The organism is Micromonospora ureilytica (genome assembly GCF_015751765.1).
GTDB lineage: Bacteria > Actinomycetota > Actinomycetes > Mycobacteriales > Micromonosporaceae > Micromonospora > Micromonospora ureilytica.
Genome location: NZ_JADOTX010000001.1, coordinates 2,314,959 through 2,333,125 on the forward strand (window position 1 = coordinate 2,314,959; position 18,167 = coordinate 2,333,125).

The window sequence follows — 18,167 nt, forward strand, 5'->3', positions numbered from 1 at the left end:
ACCAGAAACAGGTAGCGAGGCCGTTCCCGCCCCGGTGACCCGCGCGGGCCAACCGGTGTCCCGCCCGGGTCAGCGCAGCGGGCGAGCCTTCGGCAGCACCACCTCGAGCGCCACTCCACGGGGCCGCAGCCGGTGTGCCCGCAACGCTCCCCCGTCCGTCGCGACGAGCTGCCGCACGATCCACAGGCCCAGGCCGGACATCCCGACGGCCGGCGCCGGACGCCGCAGCGCGACCAGCAACGCGTCATCGACCCGACCCTCGTCGGTGACCAGGATGCTCACGTCGGGGCCGCGCACTGTGGCGTAGAGCCCTACCTGTCCGTCCGGTGGCCCGTGCCGCAACGCGTTCTCCACCAGGTTGACCAGCACCTGTCGAGTTCGTCCGGCCGGCACCGGGCAGGAGGCCGCCCGGCGGGTGGCCCGTGCGCGCCGACGGCCGACCGGCACCAGCGCGGCGGCCTCCCGCAGGATGCCCGCCAGCGCAACGGCCGGCTCCGGCTGCGGGGGCAGCGTCAGCACACCGGCGCCGGCGGTCGCGTCGCGCAGCAGGCTCTGCAGGTGGGCGGCCTGGTCGCGGGCCAGCTCACTGATCGCCCGCCGGTCGTCGCTGGTCAGCTCGCGTCGCTCGTCGGCCAGCGCGCGAGTCAGCGAGGTCAGGGTGCTGATCGGGGTCCGGAACTCGTGGCACAACACCCGCAGCAGCAACTCCGAGTCGGCCTCCGTCGGGCGCCTCTCGCCGGGCGCCGGCTCGAGGTGGCGCAACCCTCTCAGCAGGTGCCGCAAACCGTGCCGCACACGCATCCACCCAACTCCTCTTGTTCGGTGCGAACCCGCATGATCGGTACCCGCTGGGGAACGGCCCAGACATGCCGGGAGCCTCCACCTTGCGACTCGTCGTCGTGGACGATCACCCCCTTTTCGTCCGCGGCCTGGAGTTGCTGCTCCCGATCACCACGAACGGCCGCGCCGAGGTGGTCGCCTCGACCGGCGACGCCGCCGCGGCGGCGGCGCTGGTCAGCAACTGCCGCCCCGACCTGGCCCTGGTCGACCTGCACATGCCACCGCCCGGCGGCATCCGAGCGGTGGCCGCGATCCGGCGGACCACACCACGGGTACGAGTGGTCGCGATGTCCGGTTTCGCCGACCCCGCGTCGGCGGTGGAGGCGCTGCGGGCCGGCGCCGAGGGGTTCCTGCCGAAGACCAGCGAACCGGAGGAACTGCTTCCCCCGCTGCTGGCCATCCTCGACGGCTGGGCGGTGCTGCCGGCCGAACTGCTGCGCGCCATGCTGCGGCCCACGCGCTCCGCCCCCGTCGACCTGGACGGCGAGGAACGGCGACTGCTGCGGGCGATCGCCGCCGGCCGCAGCACCGTCGACATCGCCGAAGAACTGCACGTCTCCGAACGGACGGTGAAACGCATGACCGCCGCGTTGCTGCGCAAGTTGCGGGTCTCGAACCGGGCCGAGGCGGCCGCCGTCGCCGGTCACAGCGGCATCCTCGGGGAATGAAGCCTCGCCATCGGACCGATTCACGGTTTTGCTCGGTAACGGAATCGCGACGCGCCGAATGAATGGAAGGCATATTGTTGCGGATTACCGGGGTGATAGGTCAGACTTTGGACACATCCCGCCGCACACAGGGAGTAATCGGCAATGGCGAGAAAAGTAATCACGGTCCTGACCGACGACCTCGACGGTGGGAAGGCCGACCGGACGGTCGAGTTCAGTCTCGACGGCGTGGCCTACACGATCGATGTCTCCGACGAGAATGCCGGCGTCCTGCGCAAGGCGCTCGACCCTTACATCAATGCGGGCCGGCGGATCGGGCGCGGCCCGGTGGAGAGCGCCCGTTCGGTCCGGCGGCCGGGGCGACCCGCTGGCGCGGGAATGGATCGGGAGCAGAACCGGGCCATCCGGGAATGGGCCGTCAAGAACGGCTACAAGATTTCCGAGCGGGGCCGGATCCCGGTTGAGGTCGTCGAGGCGTACAAGAGCCGCTGACGCGACTCGACGACGGGGCCCCGCCGGAAACGGCGGGGCCCCGCCGTTTGTCCGGACACCTGAAGTGAGCGACGGCCGGCCACCCCGGGTTGTCGCCCCGGGTGGCCGGCCGCCGTTGGTACGTCAGGTCAGTTGACGTCGATGCGCACCGAGTCGAAGGCGGGGGTCTGGTTGGCCCGCTCCATCATCGGCAGGCGGTGCGAGCCGTCACCGGCCCAGACGGAGCACTGGGCGGTACCCGACTCCGGCAGGCCCGGAATCTGGATCGTCACCTCGTCGGCCTGGGCGCCACCGCGGCCGTCCTCGGTCGCGACGAAGAACGCGGGCACCTCCTGCGGCTCCGGCGGAGCGGTCAGGCTGTCCAGCATCCGGCAGGCGGTGTGGAAGTGACCGCGGACCAGGCCCTGGTCGTTGAGCAGCGAGCTCTCCACGTAGTAGCCACCCTGACCGGCGGCCAGGAAGCGGTCCCGGACCAGGTTGCGGGTGCTGACCCGCAGGGTGAAGGGCTGGTTCTGGCCGACCTGGTCGGGGAACTGGGTGATCAGCAGCGACGGGTTGTTGGCTGCGGCGCCGACCTCACCGAACTCGGTGCTGACGCAGCGGTCGCCCCTCTGGAAGCCGTCGTGCGGTTGGAGCCGGCTCTCGTCGCAGTCGTTGGCGAGCACGCCGAGCCCGGCGCCGGGCTCGGTGCCGCCACCGTTGTTGCCGCCACCGTTGTTCCCGCCACCGGGCGTCGTGGTGGGCGTCGTGGTGGGCGTGCTACCGCCACCGTTGTTGCCGGTGGGCTGCACCTGGCACTCGGCCAGCTGCGCGAGGCCCTGCGGCCGGGGTCCGACCCGGTCGATGGCGGTCGTGATCCGGTCCAGCACGGCGCGCCGCTTGCCGGCAAGCGGCTGCAGGATGGCGCTGCGGATGAACGCCTCACCCTTGTTGCCCTCGGCGGCCAGTCGACGATCCGCCTCGGCGATCTGGGTCTGCAACTGGGCGAGGTTGCGGTCCACCTCGGCCCGCGCCCGGTCCGGCACCTGCGGCAGTTTGGCCGCAACATCCGGACAGGCGATGGCCGTGCCGGTGCCGACAGTGCCGTCCTTGCCGTCCTCGCACTCGGGAACCGACTGCTGTCCGTCACCCCAGTGGTTGCGCACCCACCGACCGTTCTGCCAGGTCCGGCTGGTCGAGCCGCCGCCAGTTGGCGCGGTCGCGCCCGGGCTCGGCTCCACGCACTGCCCGGAAGCCGGACGTGGCTTATTTGTCCGCCGGTCCTGGGCCGACGAAATCTGAGTCACGGCGACAACTCCGCCGAAGACCGCGAGCGTGCCGACAACTGCCAGCAGACGCTTGCTCCGCGCGTTGCCGGAAGGCCGGCGCGCCCGAGTGGACCTGCGCATCGAATTGCTCTCCTTCTCGATCCGGTAGTGGATTTCTGCCCTCGGCGGACCGACGGATGTGTGTTGGCACGCCGCGGCGGGTGACCCACCGTGACCTACCCGGTAATGCGTCGATGGCCGACGATGCCCTTTCCGCACCGTCTCCCGCGCCCGGTGGACGCGGATGGGGAGATCCTGTTCATTCGCGCAGGAGTACGGGGTGGCGGCCGGGAAGGTTCAACAGACGTACAGGAAATTGCCGCGACCCGACGCGGAGCCGGCGCGGAGCGGGGATCAGCAGGTGAAACGGGCGCCGGTCAGTCGGCGCAGAGGTGGTCGAAGGCGAACCCGCCGACCAGTTCGTGACGGCGCTGGCTCAGCGCGACGATCTGCGCGGTCCACTCGGCCCGCGGCAGCAGGTCCGCGACCGCGTTCTCCCGCAGTCGATCCCCCACGGCGACGGCGGCGAGATCCTCGGCAAGCCGGGCCGCGTCGATACCGCAGGAGAAACGGTGTTCGGTCACCGAGACGCGTTCGATGAGGCACGCGTCGGGGCGTACCTGCACCCAACTCCACCCCTGCGCCGGCCCGTCCACCCAGCGCACGTGCAGCCCTCGCACGATCGGGTCGGCCACCTGCCCGGCCACGTACGCCTCCACCGCCGCCGCGCGGGTCAGCGCGCCGAGGTCGTTGACCGGCCCGGTACGCCCGTCCGGCAGCCGGCCCAGGATGTCCCGGAAGCCCACCGGCGCCGGTTCGGGCCCGGCGGCGGTGGACCCGGCACCGCCCGCGGCGTAGGCGCGCGCGTCGATCACGTACTCGACCAGGCGGCGGCCGTGGTCGGCGGCCCGCAACGTCGGCGAACCGATCCGCAGCACGGGCAGGCCGGCGGCCGCGCTCACCGCGTCCTTGAGTCGCTCCACGCGTTGTTCCGCTGATCCCGCGGACGGCACTGCGCCGATCTCCACGGCGACGATCGGGCGGCCGGTGTCGGCGGCGTAGACCACGAAGTCGAAGCTGGCACGACTTGCCGAGGTCCACTGGCTGCCGGTGACACCGGGTGGGCGGCCCTGGACCAGATCACTGAGCCGGCGTGCCGACAGGACCCGGTGGCCGGCGCGGCTGGGCAGCGCGTCGCGCCCCGCCTCGGCGGGCATCGTCCGCAGCCAACCGCGGTCGTCGCTCCCGATGCTCGTCATCTGCCTGATCCATCCGCCGGTCGGTCGAGCCGGGCCGAGTCTAGGTGGTCGATCATGGGCCACCGACTTCTAGTGTGACCGGGATCACAGCAGCGTCGACGTTCCAGGGATGGCCCCCGGGTGTATCCAGCGACCGCCGGTACCCGACCGGTCCGGAGGTGACCATGTCGCGACAGCAGTTCGGCTTCCTCGCCGGGTTCCTCGCCGTGGCGGTCTGGGCACTCGCCGGCGTCGGCGTGGCCGCCCTCGCCGTGCTCGCCGGCCTGCTCGGATGGCTGGTCGTCCGGGTGCTCGACGGCGACCTCGCGCTGACCGGTCTCGGCGACCGCCGCGCCGACGCTCGGCGACGCCGATGACCACCCGCCCGTCCACGGGGACGAACCCCGGTACCGGCCTGGCCACCGGAACCACCGGTTCGGAGCGCCGACCGGGCGACGCGACGGACGTCGCGCGGATCGCGGTGCAGGCGGCCAGCCTCGTACCGGGCGTGTCCGTCGTCCGCCCGGCGGCGGTCCGCTTGGACGACCGGTCCGTCGGACTCGACCTGCACCTCATCACCTGGTACGGCCACAGCGTGCCGACGATCGCCGAAACGGTTCGGGCGGTGGTCGCCGACCGGGTGGCCGCCCAGACCGGGCTCACCGTGGCGGTGGTGACCGTCACCGTGGACGACCTGCTCGTCCCCGGCGTCGACGGGCCCGGAGCCGGCGCCGCGGCACCCGAGGACGGCTGAGATGCGCACCGCCAACCGGGTCGCCTCGTTGCTGCTGGCCACCGCCCTGCTCATCGGTGGCGCGGCGGTGGCCGTCCAGGCGTTGCTGCTCACAGTGCACCGCCCGACGCCGCTCGACACCACCGGCTGGTTCGACGCGCTGAGCGGCACCCGGTGGCACGACCCCACGGTCCGGGCCGTGGCCGGCGGGACGCTGCTGCTGGGACTGGCCATCCTCGTCGCCCAGCTGCGCCGCTGGACACCGATCCGCCTGCGAGCCGACGAACGCGACGGCTGGTACCTGCACCGGCGCTGTGTGGAGCGGCGGCTCGCTGACGCCGTCAGCGCGGTGCCGGGCATTCGCCGCGCCCGGGTCCGGGTCCGACGGCGCGGCGGCCAGTGGCGTCCCCGGGTCCGCGCGACCGGCGACCCGGCGGCCCGGGTGGAGATCGAGTTCGCCGTGCACCAGGAGTTGCACCGGCTCACCGCGCCCCGCCCCGCCCGGATCGACGTCCGGCTGCTGCCTCGGCGGCGGCCGGCGTGACCAACGCCGGGCACCGACTGTTGTGGACCATCATCGCGCTGCTGCTGGTGGCGGGCGGCGCGGCAGCGCTGGCGGCCAGCCTCGGCACGCTGCCCGGAGTCGACCCGGCGTCGGTGCTGCTCAGCGCCGAACTTGTCGAACGGTGGCGGCTGGCCGCCCCGTGGAGCACCCTGGCCGCGGCCGTCGCCGGGGCGCTGTTCGCGCTGGCCGGGCAGCGTCTGCTGGCCCGGGAGCTGCGGGGCCCGGGCGGCACGCTGCGCGGCACCCTGAGCCACCCCGGACGCCGGCCGGGCCGGACCCGGCTGGCCGCCGACGTGCTCGCCGACGCGCTGGTGCGCGACCTGACCGGGAACCCCGGGGTACGCCGGGCCCGGGTGGTGCTCACCGGCGCGCCACCGCACCCCGACGTGTGGATCCGGGTGGACCTCACCGCCGACGCGCCGACCGCTGGCGTACGCGAGCACGTTCGCGCCGCGGTCCGTCGATTCGCGGCGACGACCGACTGCCAACCCGCACACCTCGACGTGACGGCCCGCATCGAGCCCGGCCACCTCTGACCCAGCGCCGGCCCGAGGGGCATGATCGGTGCTGGCGGCGAACGGGGGGATACGCGGATGCGGGTGGTGTCGCTGGTGCCGTCACTGACCGAGGCGGTGGCGCTGACCCTGCCGGGAGTGCTGGTCGGGGCCACCGACTGGTGCAGCCACCCGGCCGGGCTCGACGTGGCCCGGGTCGGCGGCAGCAAGTACCCCGACCTGGACCGGGTGCGCGCGCTGCGGCCGGACCTGGTGCTGCTGAACGTGGAGGAGAACCGCCGGGCCGACGCGGAGGCGCTGCGGGCGGCCGGCGTACCGGTGCGGGTCACCTATCCGCGGACCGTTCCCGGCGCGTTGACGGAGCTGGGCGACCTGCTGACCGAACTGGGCGCGCCGACGGAGCCGGCCTGGCTGCGGGCCGCACGGCGGGCGTGGGAGACGCCACCCCGGCTCACACCGACCCGCCGCGCGGTGGTGCCGGTCTGGCGTCGGCCGTGGGTGGTGCTCGGCGGCGACACGTTCGCCGGCGACGTGCTGCGCCGCCTCGGCGTGGTCAACGCCTACGACGAGCACCCCGAGCGCTATCCCCGCCCGGCCCTCACCGAGCTGCGCGAAAAAGAGCCCGACCTGGTGGTGCTGCCCGACGAGCCGTACCTGTTCACCGCCGACGACGGGCCGGAGGCGTTCCCCGGCGTACCGTGCGCCCTGCTCTCCGGGCGGCACCTCACCTGGTACGGCCCGTCCCTGGCCGAGGCGCCCGCGCTGCTCGCCGACCAGTTGTCCCGGCCGGTGCTGGTCGACTGACCCGGCGGCTCAGCCGTTGGGTCGGCGGCGGGCGGCTACGGTGCTGGCGGCGATGGAAACCGCCAGGGTGACCACCACCACGGCGAGCGTCAACCAGACCGGCAGCTTGCCCACCGGCGTCTCGGCGAGAATCAGCTTCAGCCCGGCGAAGGCCAGCAGCAGTGCCAACCCGTACCGCAGGTAGCCGAAATGCCGCAGCAGGCCGGCGAGGCAGAAGTAGAGGCTGCGCAGCCCCAGGACGGCGAACGCGGTGGCCGTCCAGACCAGGAAGGTGCTCGTGGTGATGGCGAGGATCGCCGCCACCGAGTCGATGGCGAAGACCACGTCGGTGGCCTCGATGGCGACCAACGCCACCAGCAGCAACGTCGCCACCCGTCGGCCGCCCACCCGGGCGGTGAACCGGTCGCCGTGGTAGCGGGCGTCGGTGGGCACCAGCCGCCGGAACAGCCGGACCACGACGTTGCGTTCCGGGTCGACGTCCGGCTTCCCGCGGACGGCCAGCCGCCAGCCGGTCCAGATCAGGAACGCGCCCAGCACGAAACCGGCCCAGGTGAGCCGGTCCAACAGCTCGGCACCGGCGAAGATGAACAGCAGCCGGAAGACGAGTGCCCCCACGACACCCCAGAACAGCACCTTGTGCTGATAGCCGGGCGGCACCTGGAAGTAGCCGAAGAGCAGCGCGAAGACGAACACGTTGTCCACCGAGAGCGCCTTCTCCAGCAGGTAGCCGGAGAAGTAAACGATGGCCGGGTCACCGCCGAGCCCCCACCAGACGGCCAACCCGAACAGCAGACCCGCGCCGATCCAGACGGCGCTCCACAGCAGCGCCTCGCGGAGCTCGATGACGTGGTTGTCCCGGTGCAGGAGCACATCCACGGCGAGCAACACCGCGATCACCGCGCCGACCGCCGCCCAGGCCCACAGCGGGACCGCGACCGTCGCCTCAGCCACCGACGCCCTCCGCATCGACCACGGTGCACCGCCCGTCACCAGGCCGGCCGTCCCCTTCCGAGCCTAGGTGAATCGGCGACCTGGCATCGGGCGGTCCACCGAAGTCGGGGCGGGCCCCACGACGACGATCTCGCACCTACCGACGAGCACAGCGGCGCCTGCGGACCCGAGGAGGTCGAACGTCCCGAGCGGTTGCGGTCTGTCGGCCCTGCCGCCGAGACCGCCATGGGCGTCCACTGAAGATGCCACCGGGAAGCGCGGTGCGAAGCTGAGAAAGGACGTGGGGACCATGACCGCGACGATCGAGCGGGTCACCGCCGAGAACACCGCACCGAAGGCCGGCACCGCTCACCAGCGGGCCGTCCGGTACATCCTGGCCGGCACCCGGCTGGCACTCGGCTGGATCTTCCTCTGGGCCTTCGTCGACAAGATGTTCGGCCTCGGGATGGCCACCGAGTCGAAGAACGCCTGGATCAACGGGGGTAGCCCCACCAAGGGATTCCTGACCTTCGGCGTGACCGGCCCGTTCAAGGATCTCTATACCGGGATCGCCGGCGCCGCCTGGGCGGACTGGCTCTTCATGGTCGGCCTGGTCGGGATCGGTGTCGCGCTGCTGCTCGGCATCGGCATGCGGGTCGCCGCCGTGGCCGGTGGGCTGCTGCTGGTCCTGATGTGGGCCGCCGTCCTGCCTCCGGAGAACAACCCCTTCATGGACGACCACCTGATCTACGCGGCGGTGCTTGCGGTCCTGGCGCTGGTCAACGCCGGTGACACCTGGGGCCTCGGCCGGGTGTGGGCGACGCTGCCGATCGTCCGGCGGATGCCCTGGCTGCGGTGAGCACCGCACACCCCCTCGGCGGGCGTCACCAGCACCGGTGACGCCCGCCACTACATCGCCCCACCGCCCGGGCCCGCGGCACCACCGGCGCCGTCGGTGCACGACCGGAGGATGGGCCGCAGAGCAGGTTGCGGGTCCGCCGGACATCGGTGAGGGATGATCCGGCAGGATCGACGGTGACCGGACACATCACCCAACAACGGCAGGAGATCCCCGCATGAACCAGGCAGCAGGCGCCCAGTCGGGCAAGCCCGAGGTTGGTCCGACCGAGGGTGCACCGCCGGCCGACCTCGTGATCGAGGACATCACCGTGGGCGACGGCCCGCAGGCCGAGCCGGGCCAGTTGGTCAGCGTGCACTACGTCGGCGTGTCGTACTCCACCGGCGGCGAGTTCGACTCGTCCTGGAACCGGGGCCAGGCGTTCGAGTTTCCGCTCGGCGGCGGTCAGGTCATCGCCGGCTGGGACCAGGGCGTAGCCGGCATGCGGGTCGGCGGTCGGCGCCGCCTGATCATCCCGCCGCACCTGGGGTACGGCGACCGGGGCGCCGGCGGCGTCATCAAGCCGGGCGAGACGCTGGTCTTCGTCGTCGACCTGCTCGGCGTGAACTGACCGATTGTCGGGGTCGCCGGCCCACGCCGGCGGCCCCGGGCGCCCACCTCGTGGACGGGGGCTCAGGCGGCCAGTTGCAGGTCGGTGGTCGCGACCACCGGGCGACGCGCGGCCTCGATCGCCGCGGCCGGCTCCAGAATCGCCATCACGCGGTGCAGCCCGCTGACGCGCAGCACCCGCGCCACCACCGGGCTCGGGTCGACCAGTACCAACTCGCCACCACAGGCCCGCACGCGCAGATGCGCGGCGAGCAGGGTGCGAACGCCGGCGGCGGAGAGCAGCCGCAGCCCGGACAGCTCCAGGTGAAGCACCGGGCGGGCCGGCGCGGACCACAGCGCGGACCGGAACGCGCCCACCGTGGCGATGTCGATCTCGCCGGCCACCCGCATGAGGACCATCTGGTCACCCACGCTGACCTGCACGTCGAGCCGATCGCTGTGCTCTTCCATGCCCAGAAATCTAGCCGCCACCACCGACACTTTCGCCCCTCCAGGGAGTGATTCCGGGTACGCCCAGGGGCATACCCCGAGGTACCCCACCTCCCTCTCGGGGTGGAGTCGGGGGTCCAGACGGCACGCCGCGCGGGCGCGGAACGCGGAGTCGGCCGAGAACGGGGTGGAGAATAGGTCGATGCTGATCCCCCGGCCCCGGCCGCCCCGGCTGATCCGTCCCGTCCGCGAGCCGGCGACCACCCCTCCGGCGCTGGCCGGGGCGTGGGCCCCGACCGACCGCCGGCTCGACCACGCCGAGGTGCTCCCCCTCCCCGCGGGCGCCGTCGGCCCCGAGGACGTGCTGGTCGACGCGGTCGGGCGGGTGATCAGTGGCGACGAGGACGGTCGGATCTGGTGGTGGCCGGTCGACGCGCTGGCCGGCACCCGACCCCAACTGCTGGCCGAGACCGGGGGCCGTCCGCTCGGCATCGAGCTGGACCCGTCCGACGAGGCCCTGGTGGTCTGCGACGCGTATCGCGGGTTGCTGCGGGTCACACCGGACGGCGCGGTACGCGAACTGACCGGAACGGCGCCCCCGGTGCACCTGGCCAACAACGCGACGGTGGGCCGTGACGGCACCATCTACTTCACCGACAGCTCCGACCGGTTTCCGGTCTCCCACTGGAAACGGGACCTGTTGGAGCACCGCCCCAACGGTCGGGTGCTGGCCCACCATCCGGGCAGCGGCCGCACCGAGGTGGTGACCGACGGGCTGTACTTCCCCAACGGGATCGCGCTGACCCCGGACGAGTCGGCGCTACTGCTTGTGGAGACCAGCACGCACCGCCTGCTGCGCGTCGAGCTGAACGGCGGTGTGCGGGTCCTCGCGGACCTGCCCGCGTACCCGGACAATCTCGCCTCGGTGGGTGACGGGACGTACTGGATCGCGTTGCCCAGCCCACGGGTGCCGATCGCCGAGCGGCTGCTGCCCCATCCGCGGCTGCGTCAGATCGCCGCCCTGCTGCCCGATGCGATGCAGCCGCAGCCACGCCGCTACGGGCTGGTCGCGCTGGTCGACGGCACGGGCGCGGTCCGCCGGACGCTGCACGGCCCGAACGGCCACTACTCGATGATCACCGGGGTACGCCAGCACGGCGACCAACTCTGGCTGGGCAGCCTGACCGGCTCCGGGGTGGCCCGCGTACCCCTGGGGTGATGGGCGGCGACAGGGCCGGTCCGCCGTCGTGGCGGGCCGGCCCTGTCCTGCCGTCAGTGGTGTCTCAACGGCCGCTGACCGAGGGCGCCGGTGCGGGTGATCCGCCGGCCACCGCGCCCGGATGCGCCGGGGCGACCGGTGCGGGCTTGAGCCCCGGCGGCACCGGCAGGGCGCTGCCCCGGGCGAACTCGTCCCAGCTCACGTTCCAGGCGGTCCAGCCGTTGCCCGGCTGCAGCTCCACCTCGGTGCCCTTGACGGTGACCAGGTCACCAACCTGCGTCACCCCCATCAACCAGTCCGCAGCCGTCGCGGAGACGTTCGCGCAACCGTGCGAGACGTTGGTGTTGCCCTGGTCCCCCTCCGACCAGGGGGCGGAGTGGATGAACTCGCCGCCCCAGGTGTAGCGCTGGGCGTCGTCGACGTCGACCACGTAGCCGCCGTCCGGCTCACCCCGGGTGTCGAAGGTGACCCGCTCGTGCTTCTCCATGATCACCATCTTGCCGCTGGAACTCGGCGTGCTCGGCTTACCCAGGCTGACCGGGATCCGGCGGACCTGCTTGCCGTCGCGCAGCACGGTCATCTGCTTGGTGGCGTTGTCGATCTCCAGGGAGACCTGTCGTCCGATCTTGGAGGTCGCGGTCCGCTCGGCGTCGCCGACCAGCTTCTTTCCGATCGGCAGACCCTCCAGGCCGGCCCGCAGACTGATGGTGGTCCCCGGCTTCCAGAAATCGGGTGCCCGGTAATAGACCTGACTTCCGTCCTCAAGCCACGACCACGCACCTGGCTGCGGTGGATTGGTCTTTACGAACAACCGGCGCTGGACATCCGCTCTGGCCTCTTTCGGAATTCCCGGGTCGAACGCCACCGTTACCGGCATCGCCGTGCCGTACGTCCGATTGCCGTTGAAATAGAGGGTGCTGGTGATCTGTGGTTTGGTCGATTTGGCCATCGTCGTGAACGTGGTGGTGCGGGTGGTGGTGGCCCCGGAGTCACCGGTCGCGGTCACCTCGGCGGTGTAGGTCCGTCGTGGTTGCAGCGGAGCGTTCGGCACCCAGCCGGAGCCGTCCTCGCGCGGCTCGGCGTCGACCTGCTTGCCCTTGTCGTCGGTGAGGCGTACGCCGGTGACCCGCCCGCCCTTGACCACGGTGCCCACCTCGGCGCTGACCGGGACGTCCCGGGCCTTGTCCCCCGGTGTCACGGCGAGTTCCGGCGCGGCGGCGTGCTTCTTGGCCGAGCCGGTCGCCGACTCCCGGTCGGCGGTGCACGCACCCAGGGCGAGTGGTGCGGCTGCGATGGTTACCGCCAACAGCGTCAATCGCCGCCTAGACGTCATGTTTCAGTCCCCCCGTTTTCGACTACCCTCCGCCACATTCTGACCTGCCCAACAGGAGTAGCCGCAGCATTCCGAAATAATCGTCAGCGCATTTACCGGCGCATTTTCCGACAATGTTCCAGTTGGCGGAACAGGGGTTCAACCGACCCATGTCGGGCGCTCTGCTCCGGTTGAGCGACGCAACGTCGACTGTCCGAATGGCGGGCGCGTGGTGGCACCCGGGGGCGACGTTTGTCCGGTCTGCGGGCACCGGTGCGGCCGACCCGGGGCGGCCGGGGCCGGGCCGGGCCGGGCGGATCGCGCACGGCGCGGTGGGCGGGGGAAGTAGAAGGTCATGCCGGGTGGCGCACCTCGTGGGCGGACTTTTGTCAGTTGAAGCGAAACTTCCGGCGAACGCGACAAAGCTTTGCCTTCGTCCGGGGGCAAGGGTAAGGTCTCGATCTAGATAGAGGGTTGCCCATTCGTCGATCAACTTGCCGCCACCTCTGCCGGGTCGCCGCGTTCCGCTCCCGATGGGTCCGGGCCGCACCCGCGCCGTCCCTCACCGTCCAGCCGGAGCCCGCCTCCGGCCGGTTCGGCGCGCCCGGCGGACGGCAGTCAGGTCGACCGCCGCCGACGGCGTACCAGCCGTCAGGAAGGGACCACCACCATGGATCAACAACTCAACCGACCGGGGCCGACACCGGCATCCGAGCCGGTCAGCCGGCGTGGAGTGCTACGCGCCGCGACCGTCTCCGCTGCCGCAGTCGGCGCCGCCGGTCTGCTCGCCGGTCCGGCCTCCGCCGCACCCGCCGCGCCCGGCCAGCAGGCCCAGGGCCGCCGTCGGGTGCCGGTGGACCGGATCAGCATTCAGCTCTACACGCTGCGTGATCAGCTCGCCGCCGACCTGCCCGGCTCCCTGGACGCGCTGCGCCGCATCGGTTACCGGCGGGTGGAGCACGCCGGTTTCGTCGGACGCACCGCCGCACAGTTCCGGGCCGCGCTCGACGAGGCCGGGCTGCGTTCCACCTCCGGGCACGTCGGCATCCCGCAGCCGTTCGACGCCGCCACCTGGGAGCAGGCCCTCGCCGACGCCAACGTGGTGGGCTGCAAGAAGATCGTCCACCCGTACTTCGGTCGGGACGCGAGCGGTCAGCCGATCCGGGACCCTGCCGTCTACCGGGCCCTGGCCCGGGACCTGAACCGCGCCGGGCGGCTCGCCGAACGCGCGGGGCTCGACTTCGGATACCACAACCACCAGCTCGAGTTCGTGCCGCTGACCGGCGGCTCGACCGGGTTCGACATCCTCACGGCGCAGACCGATCCTCGGCTGGTCCACTTCGAGCTCGACCTCTACTGGACCTGGCGGGGCGCCCACGACCCGGTCGACGTGTTCCGGGCCAACCGTGGTCGGATCCGCCAGGTGCACGTCAAGGACCTCGACGTCGACGGTGGCTTCGCCGACCTCGGCGACGGCGTCATCGACTTCGGCCGCATCTTCGCCCACGAGCGGGAGGCCGGCATCGAGGAGTACATCGTGGAGCGTGACGACGCGGGCACCGCGCCGCGCTCCCCCGCCGACGCCCTGGACACCGCTCGCGTCGGCTTCGACTATCTCGCTTCACTTCGGTACTGAAACCACCCCGGGGGACACACCTGATGAACAGGACCGCATTCGCGTCCGCCCTGCTACTGGTGACGGCCGGCCTGGCCGTACCACCGTCGGCAGCGGCCGCAGCGCCGGCCGCACCGCCGGACAGCAGCTTCCAGAAAGTGACACTGAACGACTTCCCGGGCGAGCCGATGAGCCTCGCCGTTCTGCCCGACCTGCGGGTGCTGCACACCTCCCGCACCGGTGAGGTCCGCATCCACGACCCGCGCACCGGGCTGAACACCCTCGCCGCCGACATCCCGGTGTACGAGCACGACGAGGAGGGGTTGCAGGGGGTCGCCATCGACCCGAACTTCGCCCAGAACAAGTGGGTGTACCTCTACTACTCGCCGCCGATGGAAACTCCTGTGGACGACCCGGCGACCCCGGGCGTCAACGAGGGGGACGCGCCGGAGACCGGCACCGAGGCGGACTGGCAGCCGTTCAAGGGCGCGCTGCGGTTGTCCCGGTTCAAGCTCGACGGGTCGAAGCTGAACCTCGCCAGCGAGCAGCAGATCATCGACGTGCCGACCGACCGGGGCATCTGCTGCCACGTCGGCGGCCAGATCGACTTCGACAGCAAGGGCAACCTGTACCTGTCGACAGGTGACGACACCAACCCGTTCGCCTCCGACGGCTACATCCCGATCGACGAGCGGGCCGACCGCCACCCGGCCTTCGACGCCCAGCGCACCTCGGCCAACACCAACGACCTGCGCGGCAAGCTGCTGCGCATCAAGGTGAAGAACGGTGGCGGTTACACGGTGCCGGCCGGCAACCTGTTCAAGCCGGGCACGGCGCAGACCCGCCCGGAGATCTACGCGATGGGGTTGCGCAACGCGTTCCGGTTCTCCGTCGACAGGCGTACCGACAACGTGTACGTGGGCGACTACTCCCCGGACGCCTCCAACCCGAACCCGGAGCGCGGCCCGGCCGGGCACGGTCGGTGGATGCTCGTGGACAAGCCGGCGAACTACGGCTGGCCGTACTGCGTGACGCCGACCATCGCGTACCGCGACTACGACTTCGCCACCGGCGAGTCGGGCGCCAAGTTCAACTGCAAGCGCCCGGTCAACGACTCGCCGCACAACACCGGCAAGCGCGTGCTGCCGCCGGTCGAGCAGCCGGAGGTCTGGTACGCGGCCGCCCCCTCGGCCGAGTTCCCGCAGCTGGGCACCGGCGGCATCTCTCCGATGGGTGGCCCGGCGTACGAGTACGACGGGACCAGCACGTCGCGTACCCGCTGGCCGGCCTACTACGACGGGGTGCCGCTGTTCTACGAGTGGTCCCGCGACTACATCAAGGAGTTCCGCCTCGACGAGGACGGCGACGTGACGGACATCCGTCCGGTGGCGCCGTCGCTGGTGGTGGACAACCCGATGGACATGGAGTTCGGCCCGGACGGCGCGCTCTACGTCCTGGAGTACGGCGACGGCTACTTCGCCGAGAACCCGGACGCACAGCTGTCCCGGATCGATTTCGTCCGCGGCAACCGGACGCCGATCCCGAAGATCAGCGGCACCCCGACCGTGGGGCAGGCCCCGCTGACCGTCGCGTTCTCCAGCGCGGGCACGACCGACCCGGACGGTGACAAGCTGAGCTACGCGTGGGACTTCAACGCCGACGGCTCGGTGGACAGCACCGCTCCGAACGCGAGCTGGACGTTCCCGGAGAACGGCTCGTACACGCCGACGTTGAAGGTGACCGACCGCACCGGACGGTCCGCCTCGGCAACCCTGCCGCTGGTGGTCGGGCCGACCGCGCCGGTGGTCGAGTTCGTCACCCCGGAGGCTGGGCAGCCGTTCCAGTTCGGGCAGACGGTGGCGTACGAGGTGAAGGTCACCGACGACCTGCCGGTGGACTGCTCCAAGGTGAAGGTCACCTACGTGCTCGGGCACGACGAGCACGGGCACCCGCTCTCCACCTCGACGGGCTGCACCGGAAGCATTCCCACCTTCCTCGACGGTGGGCACAGCGGTGCGGACAACCTGACCGCCGTGTTCGTCGCGGAGTACACCGACGCGGGCTCTCCCGCGCAGTCGGGCTCGGCCACTGTCGTGCTGGACCCGACCCCGGTGGCCGGCCTGGCCGGCTGACCAACCCACGATGACAGCGGCGGCGACCGGATCACTCCGGTCGCCGCCGCTCGTCGTCTCTGCTCCGGCCGGCGCGAGGCGCACACGCGCACATCGCGCGACGACGCGGGCGGGCCCCCGCTCGTCGTTCAGGTCCAGTCGTTCTCGACGTGGTTGTCCCGCCACCGTCCGCCCACCGGCGGGGTGTCCAGTCGCATCCCCTCGTCGGCGTTGCCGGCCAGGTCGTTGTCCTCGACCCGGCAGTCCACGCAGCTGCCACGCCCGGTGATCCACAGTCCGTGCGTCTGGGTCTGGTTGTCGTGGTTGTCCCAGATCCGGTTGCCTCGCACGGTGGCCGAGTCGAACGGCGCGTCGATGGTGATACCGGCCCGCAGTTGGGGTGCGGCGGCCAGTTCGTACGCGCATCCTGGCGGTGGCACGTCCCCGCTCCACGCCGAGAACGCGTCCGGGCGGACCGGGGCGAGCGTGAGTTCGTCGCCGGTGTTGGAGGCCACCATGGCAATGGTCTTCCCGACCCGCAGGACCTTTCCCCGATGCCCGTCGTGCGGCCAGGTGGCCGACCGGTCCACCAGGCACCGCTCGCTGTAGCGGACGGCGTCGCCCGCGCCCCCGGTGCCCTCGCCGTACTGCCGCCCGTTGTTGCGGATCCGGTTGTTGAGCAGCACCGCGTCGGTCATCTGGTGGTTGATCCGGACCGCGTCCAGGCCGTTGCCCCAGAACTCGTTGCTCTCGATCACCACGTCCCGGATCGAGCCCCGGTAGCCGCGTCCGAGGTCGTGCGCGTGATAGCCGTGCCGCCCGTTGCCGCTGATCCGGTTGCCGCGGACGGTGTACGGGCCGGGGCTGTTGCCGATGCTGACCCCGTCGTACATGTTGCCGTCGATGACGCAGTCGGTGAGCAGCCCACCCCGGCCGGCCACGGACGAGGTGCCCTGCGCCGACACGTCGAATCCGGTCTCCAGGTTGCCGGTCATCGTGCAGGCGGAGACGATCAGGCCGTCGGCGCCCCAGTCGGAGATGCCGAAGCGGTTGCCCTGACTGTGGCAGCCGATGATGCGGTAGCCGCGCGGCGGCGCCCAGTAGTCCTTCTGCAGTTCCAGGAAGATGCCGTTGGTGCCGTTGGCCAGGGCGGTGCAGTTGGCGATGGTCAGCCGCTCCACAGCTCCCCAGCCGCCGATGCCGATCCCGATGCCGGCGCCGCCCATCTGCTCGCCGTTGTCCAGTCGGCCGCAGCCGACCACCACCACGCCGTCGATCAGGGAGTCCTGGAGGAAGTCGCAGCCCAGCCCGGTGGCCGCGGTGTGGTGGATGTAGAGGTTGCGGAAGACGCCCCGCACCACGTACTGGAGGCCGAGGCCCTTGGCCAGGTAGTTGTACTCGGCCATGGCGACGCCGGAGCCGTCGATCTGGAAGTCGGAGAAGGTGCAGTCGGCGATGTGCCGGTCCCGGTCGGCGCCGTGCTGCACAGTGGTCCAGAAGGCCAACGGGGTGGGGTCGGCCCGGTTGCCCTCGTTGCTGAGCATGAACCGGGTCGCCGCCGGTCCCGCGCCGATCAGCGACACGCCGCTGCGCCACACCGTGCCGGCGTCTCGGATCGAGTAGATGCCCGGCGGGCAGTAGATGACCCGGGCCCGCCCGTCCGAGGCGTACCCGGCGCCGAGGCGGTCCACGAGGGCGGCCAGCGCCGGTTGGTCGTTGGTCGAGCCGTCACCGGTCAGCCCGTAGTCAAGCGCGTCGCAGTAGAGCGGCGCGCCGGCGGAGGCGGGCCGTCGTACCCGGACCGAGTTCAGTAGCAGCTCGTTCGCCACGGCCACAGGCCCGGCTCCCTTCGTCGCGTTCGGTGCGCTCCGGCGGGGCCGACTTCCCGGTGCAGCCGCCGGGAAACCCCGGCCCGCTGGCA

Annotated in this window: 19 protein-coding genes; 12 read left to right on the top strand and 7 right to left on the bottom strand. The window is 71.7% G+C overall.

From position 1 onward, the window contains the following. Positions 1-69: 69 nt before the first annotated feature. Entirely contained in the window at positions 70-801 is a 732-nt protein-coding gene (locus tag IW248_RS10245) for a sensor histidine kinase (RefSeq protein WP_196926765.1), read from the bottom strand. Positions 802-899: 98 nt separating this feature from the next. Between IW248_RS10245 and IW248_RS10250 the strand changes: the two genes are divergently transcribed. Next, positions 900-1,508, top strand: coding sequence for a response regulator (locus IW248_RS10250; protein ID WP_307787896.1), 609 nt, complete (start codon positions 900-902; stop codon positions 1,506-1,508). Between the two features lie 144 nt (positions 1,509-1,652). After that, positions 1,653-2,000 (top strand): histone-like nucleoid-structuring protein Lsr2, encoded by a 348-nt coding sequence (locus IW248_RS10255; protein WP_088989485.1) that lies wholly within the window; start codon positions 1,653-1,655, stop codon positions 1,998-2,000. A gap of 128 nt (positions 2,001-2,128) precedes the next feature. Here the strand turns inward: IW248_RS10255 and IW248_RS10260 are convergent, their stop codons facing one another. Then, complete coding sequence (locus IW248_RS10260) at positions 2,129-3,388, bottom strand: hypothetical protein (protein ID WP_196926767.1); 1,260 nt, start codon at positions 3,386-3,388, stop codon at positions 2,129-2,131. Positions 3,389-3,684: 296 nt separating this feature from the next. Continuing rightward, complete coding sequence (locus IW248_RS10265) at positions 3,685-4,566, bottom strand: PDDEXK family nuclease (RefSeq protein ID WP_196926768.1); 882 nt, start codon at positions 4,564-4,566, stop codon at positions 3,685-3,687. A 164-nt stretch (positions 4,567-4,730) separates the two neighbouring features. Between IW248_RS10265 and IW248_RS10270 the strand changes: the two genes are divergently transcribed. The 5 genes from IW248_RS10270 to IW248_RS10290 are packed head-to-tail and all read left to right on the top strand — an operon-like array spanning position 4,731 to position 7,162. After that, positions 4,731-4,922 carry a hypothetical protein gene (locus IW248_RS10270; protein WP_167493000.1) on the top strand — a complete coding sequence of 64 codons (192 nt, stop codon included), beginning with the start codon at positions 4,731-4,733 and terminating at the stop codon, positions 4,920-4,922. Next, positions 4,919-5,299 carry an Asp23/Gls24 family envelope stress response protein gene (locus IW248_RS10275; protein ID WP_196926769.1) on the top strand — a complete coding sequence of 127 codons (381 nt, stop codon included), beginning with the start codon at positions 4,919-4,921 and terminating at the stop codon, positions 5,297-5,299. Before IW248_RS10270 ends, IW248_RS10275 begins: the two co-directional genes overlap by 4 nt. 1 nt (position 5,300) lies before the next feature. Next, positions 5,301-5,822 (top strand): DUF6286 domain-containing protein, encoded by a 522-nt coding sequence (locus IW248_RS10280; RefSeq protein ID WP_196926770.1) that lies wholly within the window; start codon positions 5,301-5,303, stop codon positions 5,820-5,822. Next, the gene (locus tag IW248_RS10285) at positions 5,819-6,379 is read left to right on the top strand and encodes a hypothetical protein (protein WP_196926771.1); all 561 of its coding nucleotides are present in this window, start codon (positions 5,819-5,821) and stop codon (positions 6,377-6,379) included. The genes IW248_RS10280 and IW248_RS10285 overlap by 4 nt, the downstream gene beginning before the upstream one ends. Before the next feature lie 57 nt (positions 6,380-6,436). After that, positions 6,437-7,162, top strand: coding sequence for a helical backbone metal receptor (locus IW248_RS10290; RefSeq protein ID WP_196926772.1), 726 nt, complete (start codon positions 6,437-6,439; stop codon positions 7,160-7,162). Positions 7,163-7,171: 9 nt separating this feature from the next. Here IW248_RS10290 and IW248_RS10295 read toward each other — a convergent pair whose 3' ends face one another. Continuing rightward, the gene (locus IW248_RS10295; RefSeq protein WP_196926773.1) at positions 7,172-8,128 is read right to left on the bottom strand and encodes a TerC/Alx family metal homeostasis membrane protein; all 957 of its coding nucleotides are present in this window, start codon (positions 8,126-8,128) and stop codon (positions 7,172-7,174) included. Between the two features lie 265 nt (positions 8,129-8,393). Here IW248_RS10295 and IW248_RS10300 point away from each other — a divergent pair, with 265 nt between their 5' ends. Both IW248_RS10300 and IW248_RS10305 read left to right on the top strand, forming a co-directional pair. After that, positions 8,394-8,951 carry a DoxX family membrane protein gene (locus IW248_RS10300; RefSeq protein ID WP_196926774.1) on the top strand — a complete coding sequence of 186 codons (558 nt, stop codon included), beginning with the start codon at positions 8,394-8,396 and terminating at the stop codon, positions 8,949-8,951. 217 nt (positions 8,952-9,168) lie between these two features. Then, entirely contained in the window at positions 9,169-9,561 is a 393-nt protein-coding gene (locus IW248_RS10305; protein WP_196926775.1) for an FKBP-type peptidyl-prolyl cis-trans isomerase, read from the top strand. 62 nt (positions 9,562-9,623) lie between these two features. Here IW248_RS10305 and IW248_RS10310 read toward each other — a convergent pair whose 3' ends face one another. After that, on the bottom strand, positions 9,624-10,010 hold the full coding sequence (locus IW248_RS10310; RefSeq protein ID WP_196926776.1) for an STAS domain-containing protein: 387 nt from the start codon (positions 10,008-10,010) through the stop codon (positions 9,624-9,626). Positions 10,011-10,191: 181 nt separating this feature from the next. Here IW248_RS10310 and IW248_RS10315 point away from each other — a divergent pair, with 181 nt between their 5' ends. Further along, positions 10,192-11,208: an SMP-30/gluconolactonase/LRE family protein gene (locus tag IW248_RS10315; RefSeq protein WP_196926777.1), complete on the top strand. Its 1,017-nt coding sequence runs from the start codon at positions 10,192-10,194 to the stop codon at positions 11,206-11,208. 64 nt (positions 11,209-11,272) lie between these two features. Here IW248_RS10315 and IW248_RS10320 read toward each other — a convergent pair whose 3' ends face one another. Continuing rightward, positions 11,273-12,541 carry a L,D-transpeptidase gene (locus tag IW248_RS10320; protein ID WP_196926778.1) on the bottom strand — a complete coding sequence of 423 codons (1,269 nt, stop codon included), beginning with the start codon at positions 12,539-12,541 and terminating at the stop codon, positions 11,273-11,275. Positions 12,542-13,190: 649 nt separating this feature from the next. On the opposite strand from IW248_RS10320, the gene IW248_RS10325 reads away from it, so the two are divergent. Together IW248_RS10325 and IW248_RS10330 are read left to right on the top strand one after the other, a co-directional pair. Beyond that, positions 13,191-14,156, top strand: coding sequence for a sugar phosphate isomerase/epimerase family protein (locus tag IW248_RS10325; protein ID WP_196926779.1), 966 nt, complete (start codon positions 13,191-13,193; stop codon positions 14,154-14,156). 23 nt (positions 14,157-14,179) lie between these two features. Continuing rightward, a complete protein-coding gene (locus IW248_RS10330; protein WP_196926780.1) occupies positions 14,180-16,267 on the top strand; it encodes a PQQ-dependent sugar dehydrogenase in 2,088 nt (695 codons plus the stop codon). A 128-nt stretch (positions 16,268-16,395) separates the two neighbouring features. Here IW248_RS10330 and IW248_RS10335 read toward each other — a convergent pair whose 3' ends face one another. After that, complete coding sequence (locus IW248_RS10335; RefSeq protein WP_307788368.1) at positions 16,396-18,075, bottom strand: right-handed parallel beta-helix repeat-containing protein; 1,680 nt, start codon at positions 18,073-18,075, stop codon at positions 16,396-16,398. Positions 18,076-18,167: the final 92 nt, after the last annotated feature.

Excerpts from the sequence above, each read along its gene's own strand:
- IW248_RS10245 (WP_196926765.1), bottom strand. The coding sequence starts at position 801 with ATGCGTGTGCGGCACGGTTTGCGGCACCTGCTGAGAGGGTTGCGCCAC.
- IW248_RS10255 (WP_088989485.1), top strand. The coding sequence starts at position 1,653 with ATGGCGAGAAAAGTAATCACGGTCCTGACCGACGACCTCGACGGTGGG.
- IW248_RS10260 (WP_196926767.1), bottom strand. The coding sequence starts at position 3,388 with ATGCGCAGGTCCACTCGGGCGCGCCGGCCTTCCGGCAACGCGCGGAGC.
- IW248_RS10265 (WP_196926768.1), bottom strand. The coding sequence starts at position 4,566 with ATGACGAGCATCGGGAGCGACGACCGCGGTTGGCTGCGGACGATGCCC.
- IW248_RS10270 (WP_167493000.1), top strand. The coding sequence starts at position 4,731 with ATGTCGCGACAGCAGTTCGGCTTCCTCGCCGGGTTCCTCGCCGTGGCG.
- IW248_RS10275 (WP_196926769.1), top strand. The coding sequence starts at position 4,919 with ATGACCACCCGCCCGTCCACGGGGACGAACCCCGGTACCGGCCTGGCC.
- IW248_RS10280 (WP_196926770.1), top strand. The coding sequence starts at position 5,301 with ATGCGCACCGCCAACCGGGTCGCCTCGTTGCTGCTGGCCACCGCCCTG.
- IW248_RS10290 (WP_196926772.1), top strand. The coding sequence starts at position 6,437 with ATGCGGGTGGTGTCGCTGGTGCCGTCACTGACCGAGGCGGTGGCGCTG.
- IW248_RS10295 (WP_196926773.1), bottom strand. The coding sequence starts at position 8,128 with ATGCGGAGGGCGTCGGTGGCTGAGGCGACGGTCGCGGTCCCGCTGTGG.
- IW248_RS10305 (WP_196926775.1), top strand. The coding sequence starts at position 9,169 with ATGAACCAGGCAGCAGGCGCCCAGTCGGGCAAGCCCGAGGTTGGTCCG.
- IW248_RS10310 (WP_196926776.1), bottom strand. The coding sequence starts at position 10,010 with ATGGAAGAGCACAGCGATCGGCTCGACGTGCAGGTCAGCGTGGGTGAC.
- IW248_RS10315 (WP_196926777.1), top strand. The coding sequence starts at position 10,192 with ATGCTGATCCCCCGGCCCCGGCCGCCCCGGCTGATCCGTCCCGTCCGC.
- IW248_RS10320 (WP_196926778.1), bottom strand. The coding sequence starts at position 12,541 with ATGACGTCTAGGCGGCGATTGACGCTGTTGGCGGTAACCATCGCAGCC.
- IW248_RS10325 (WP_196926779.1), top strand. The coding sequence starts at position 13,191 with ATGGATCAACAACTCAACCGACCGGGGCCGACACCGGCATCCGAGCCG.
- IW248_RS10330 (WP_196926780.1), top strand. The coding sequence starts at position 14,180 with ATGAACAGGACCGCATTCGCGTCCGCCCTGCTACTGGTGACGGCCGGC.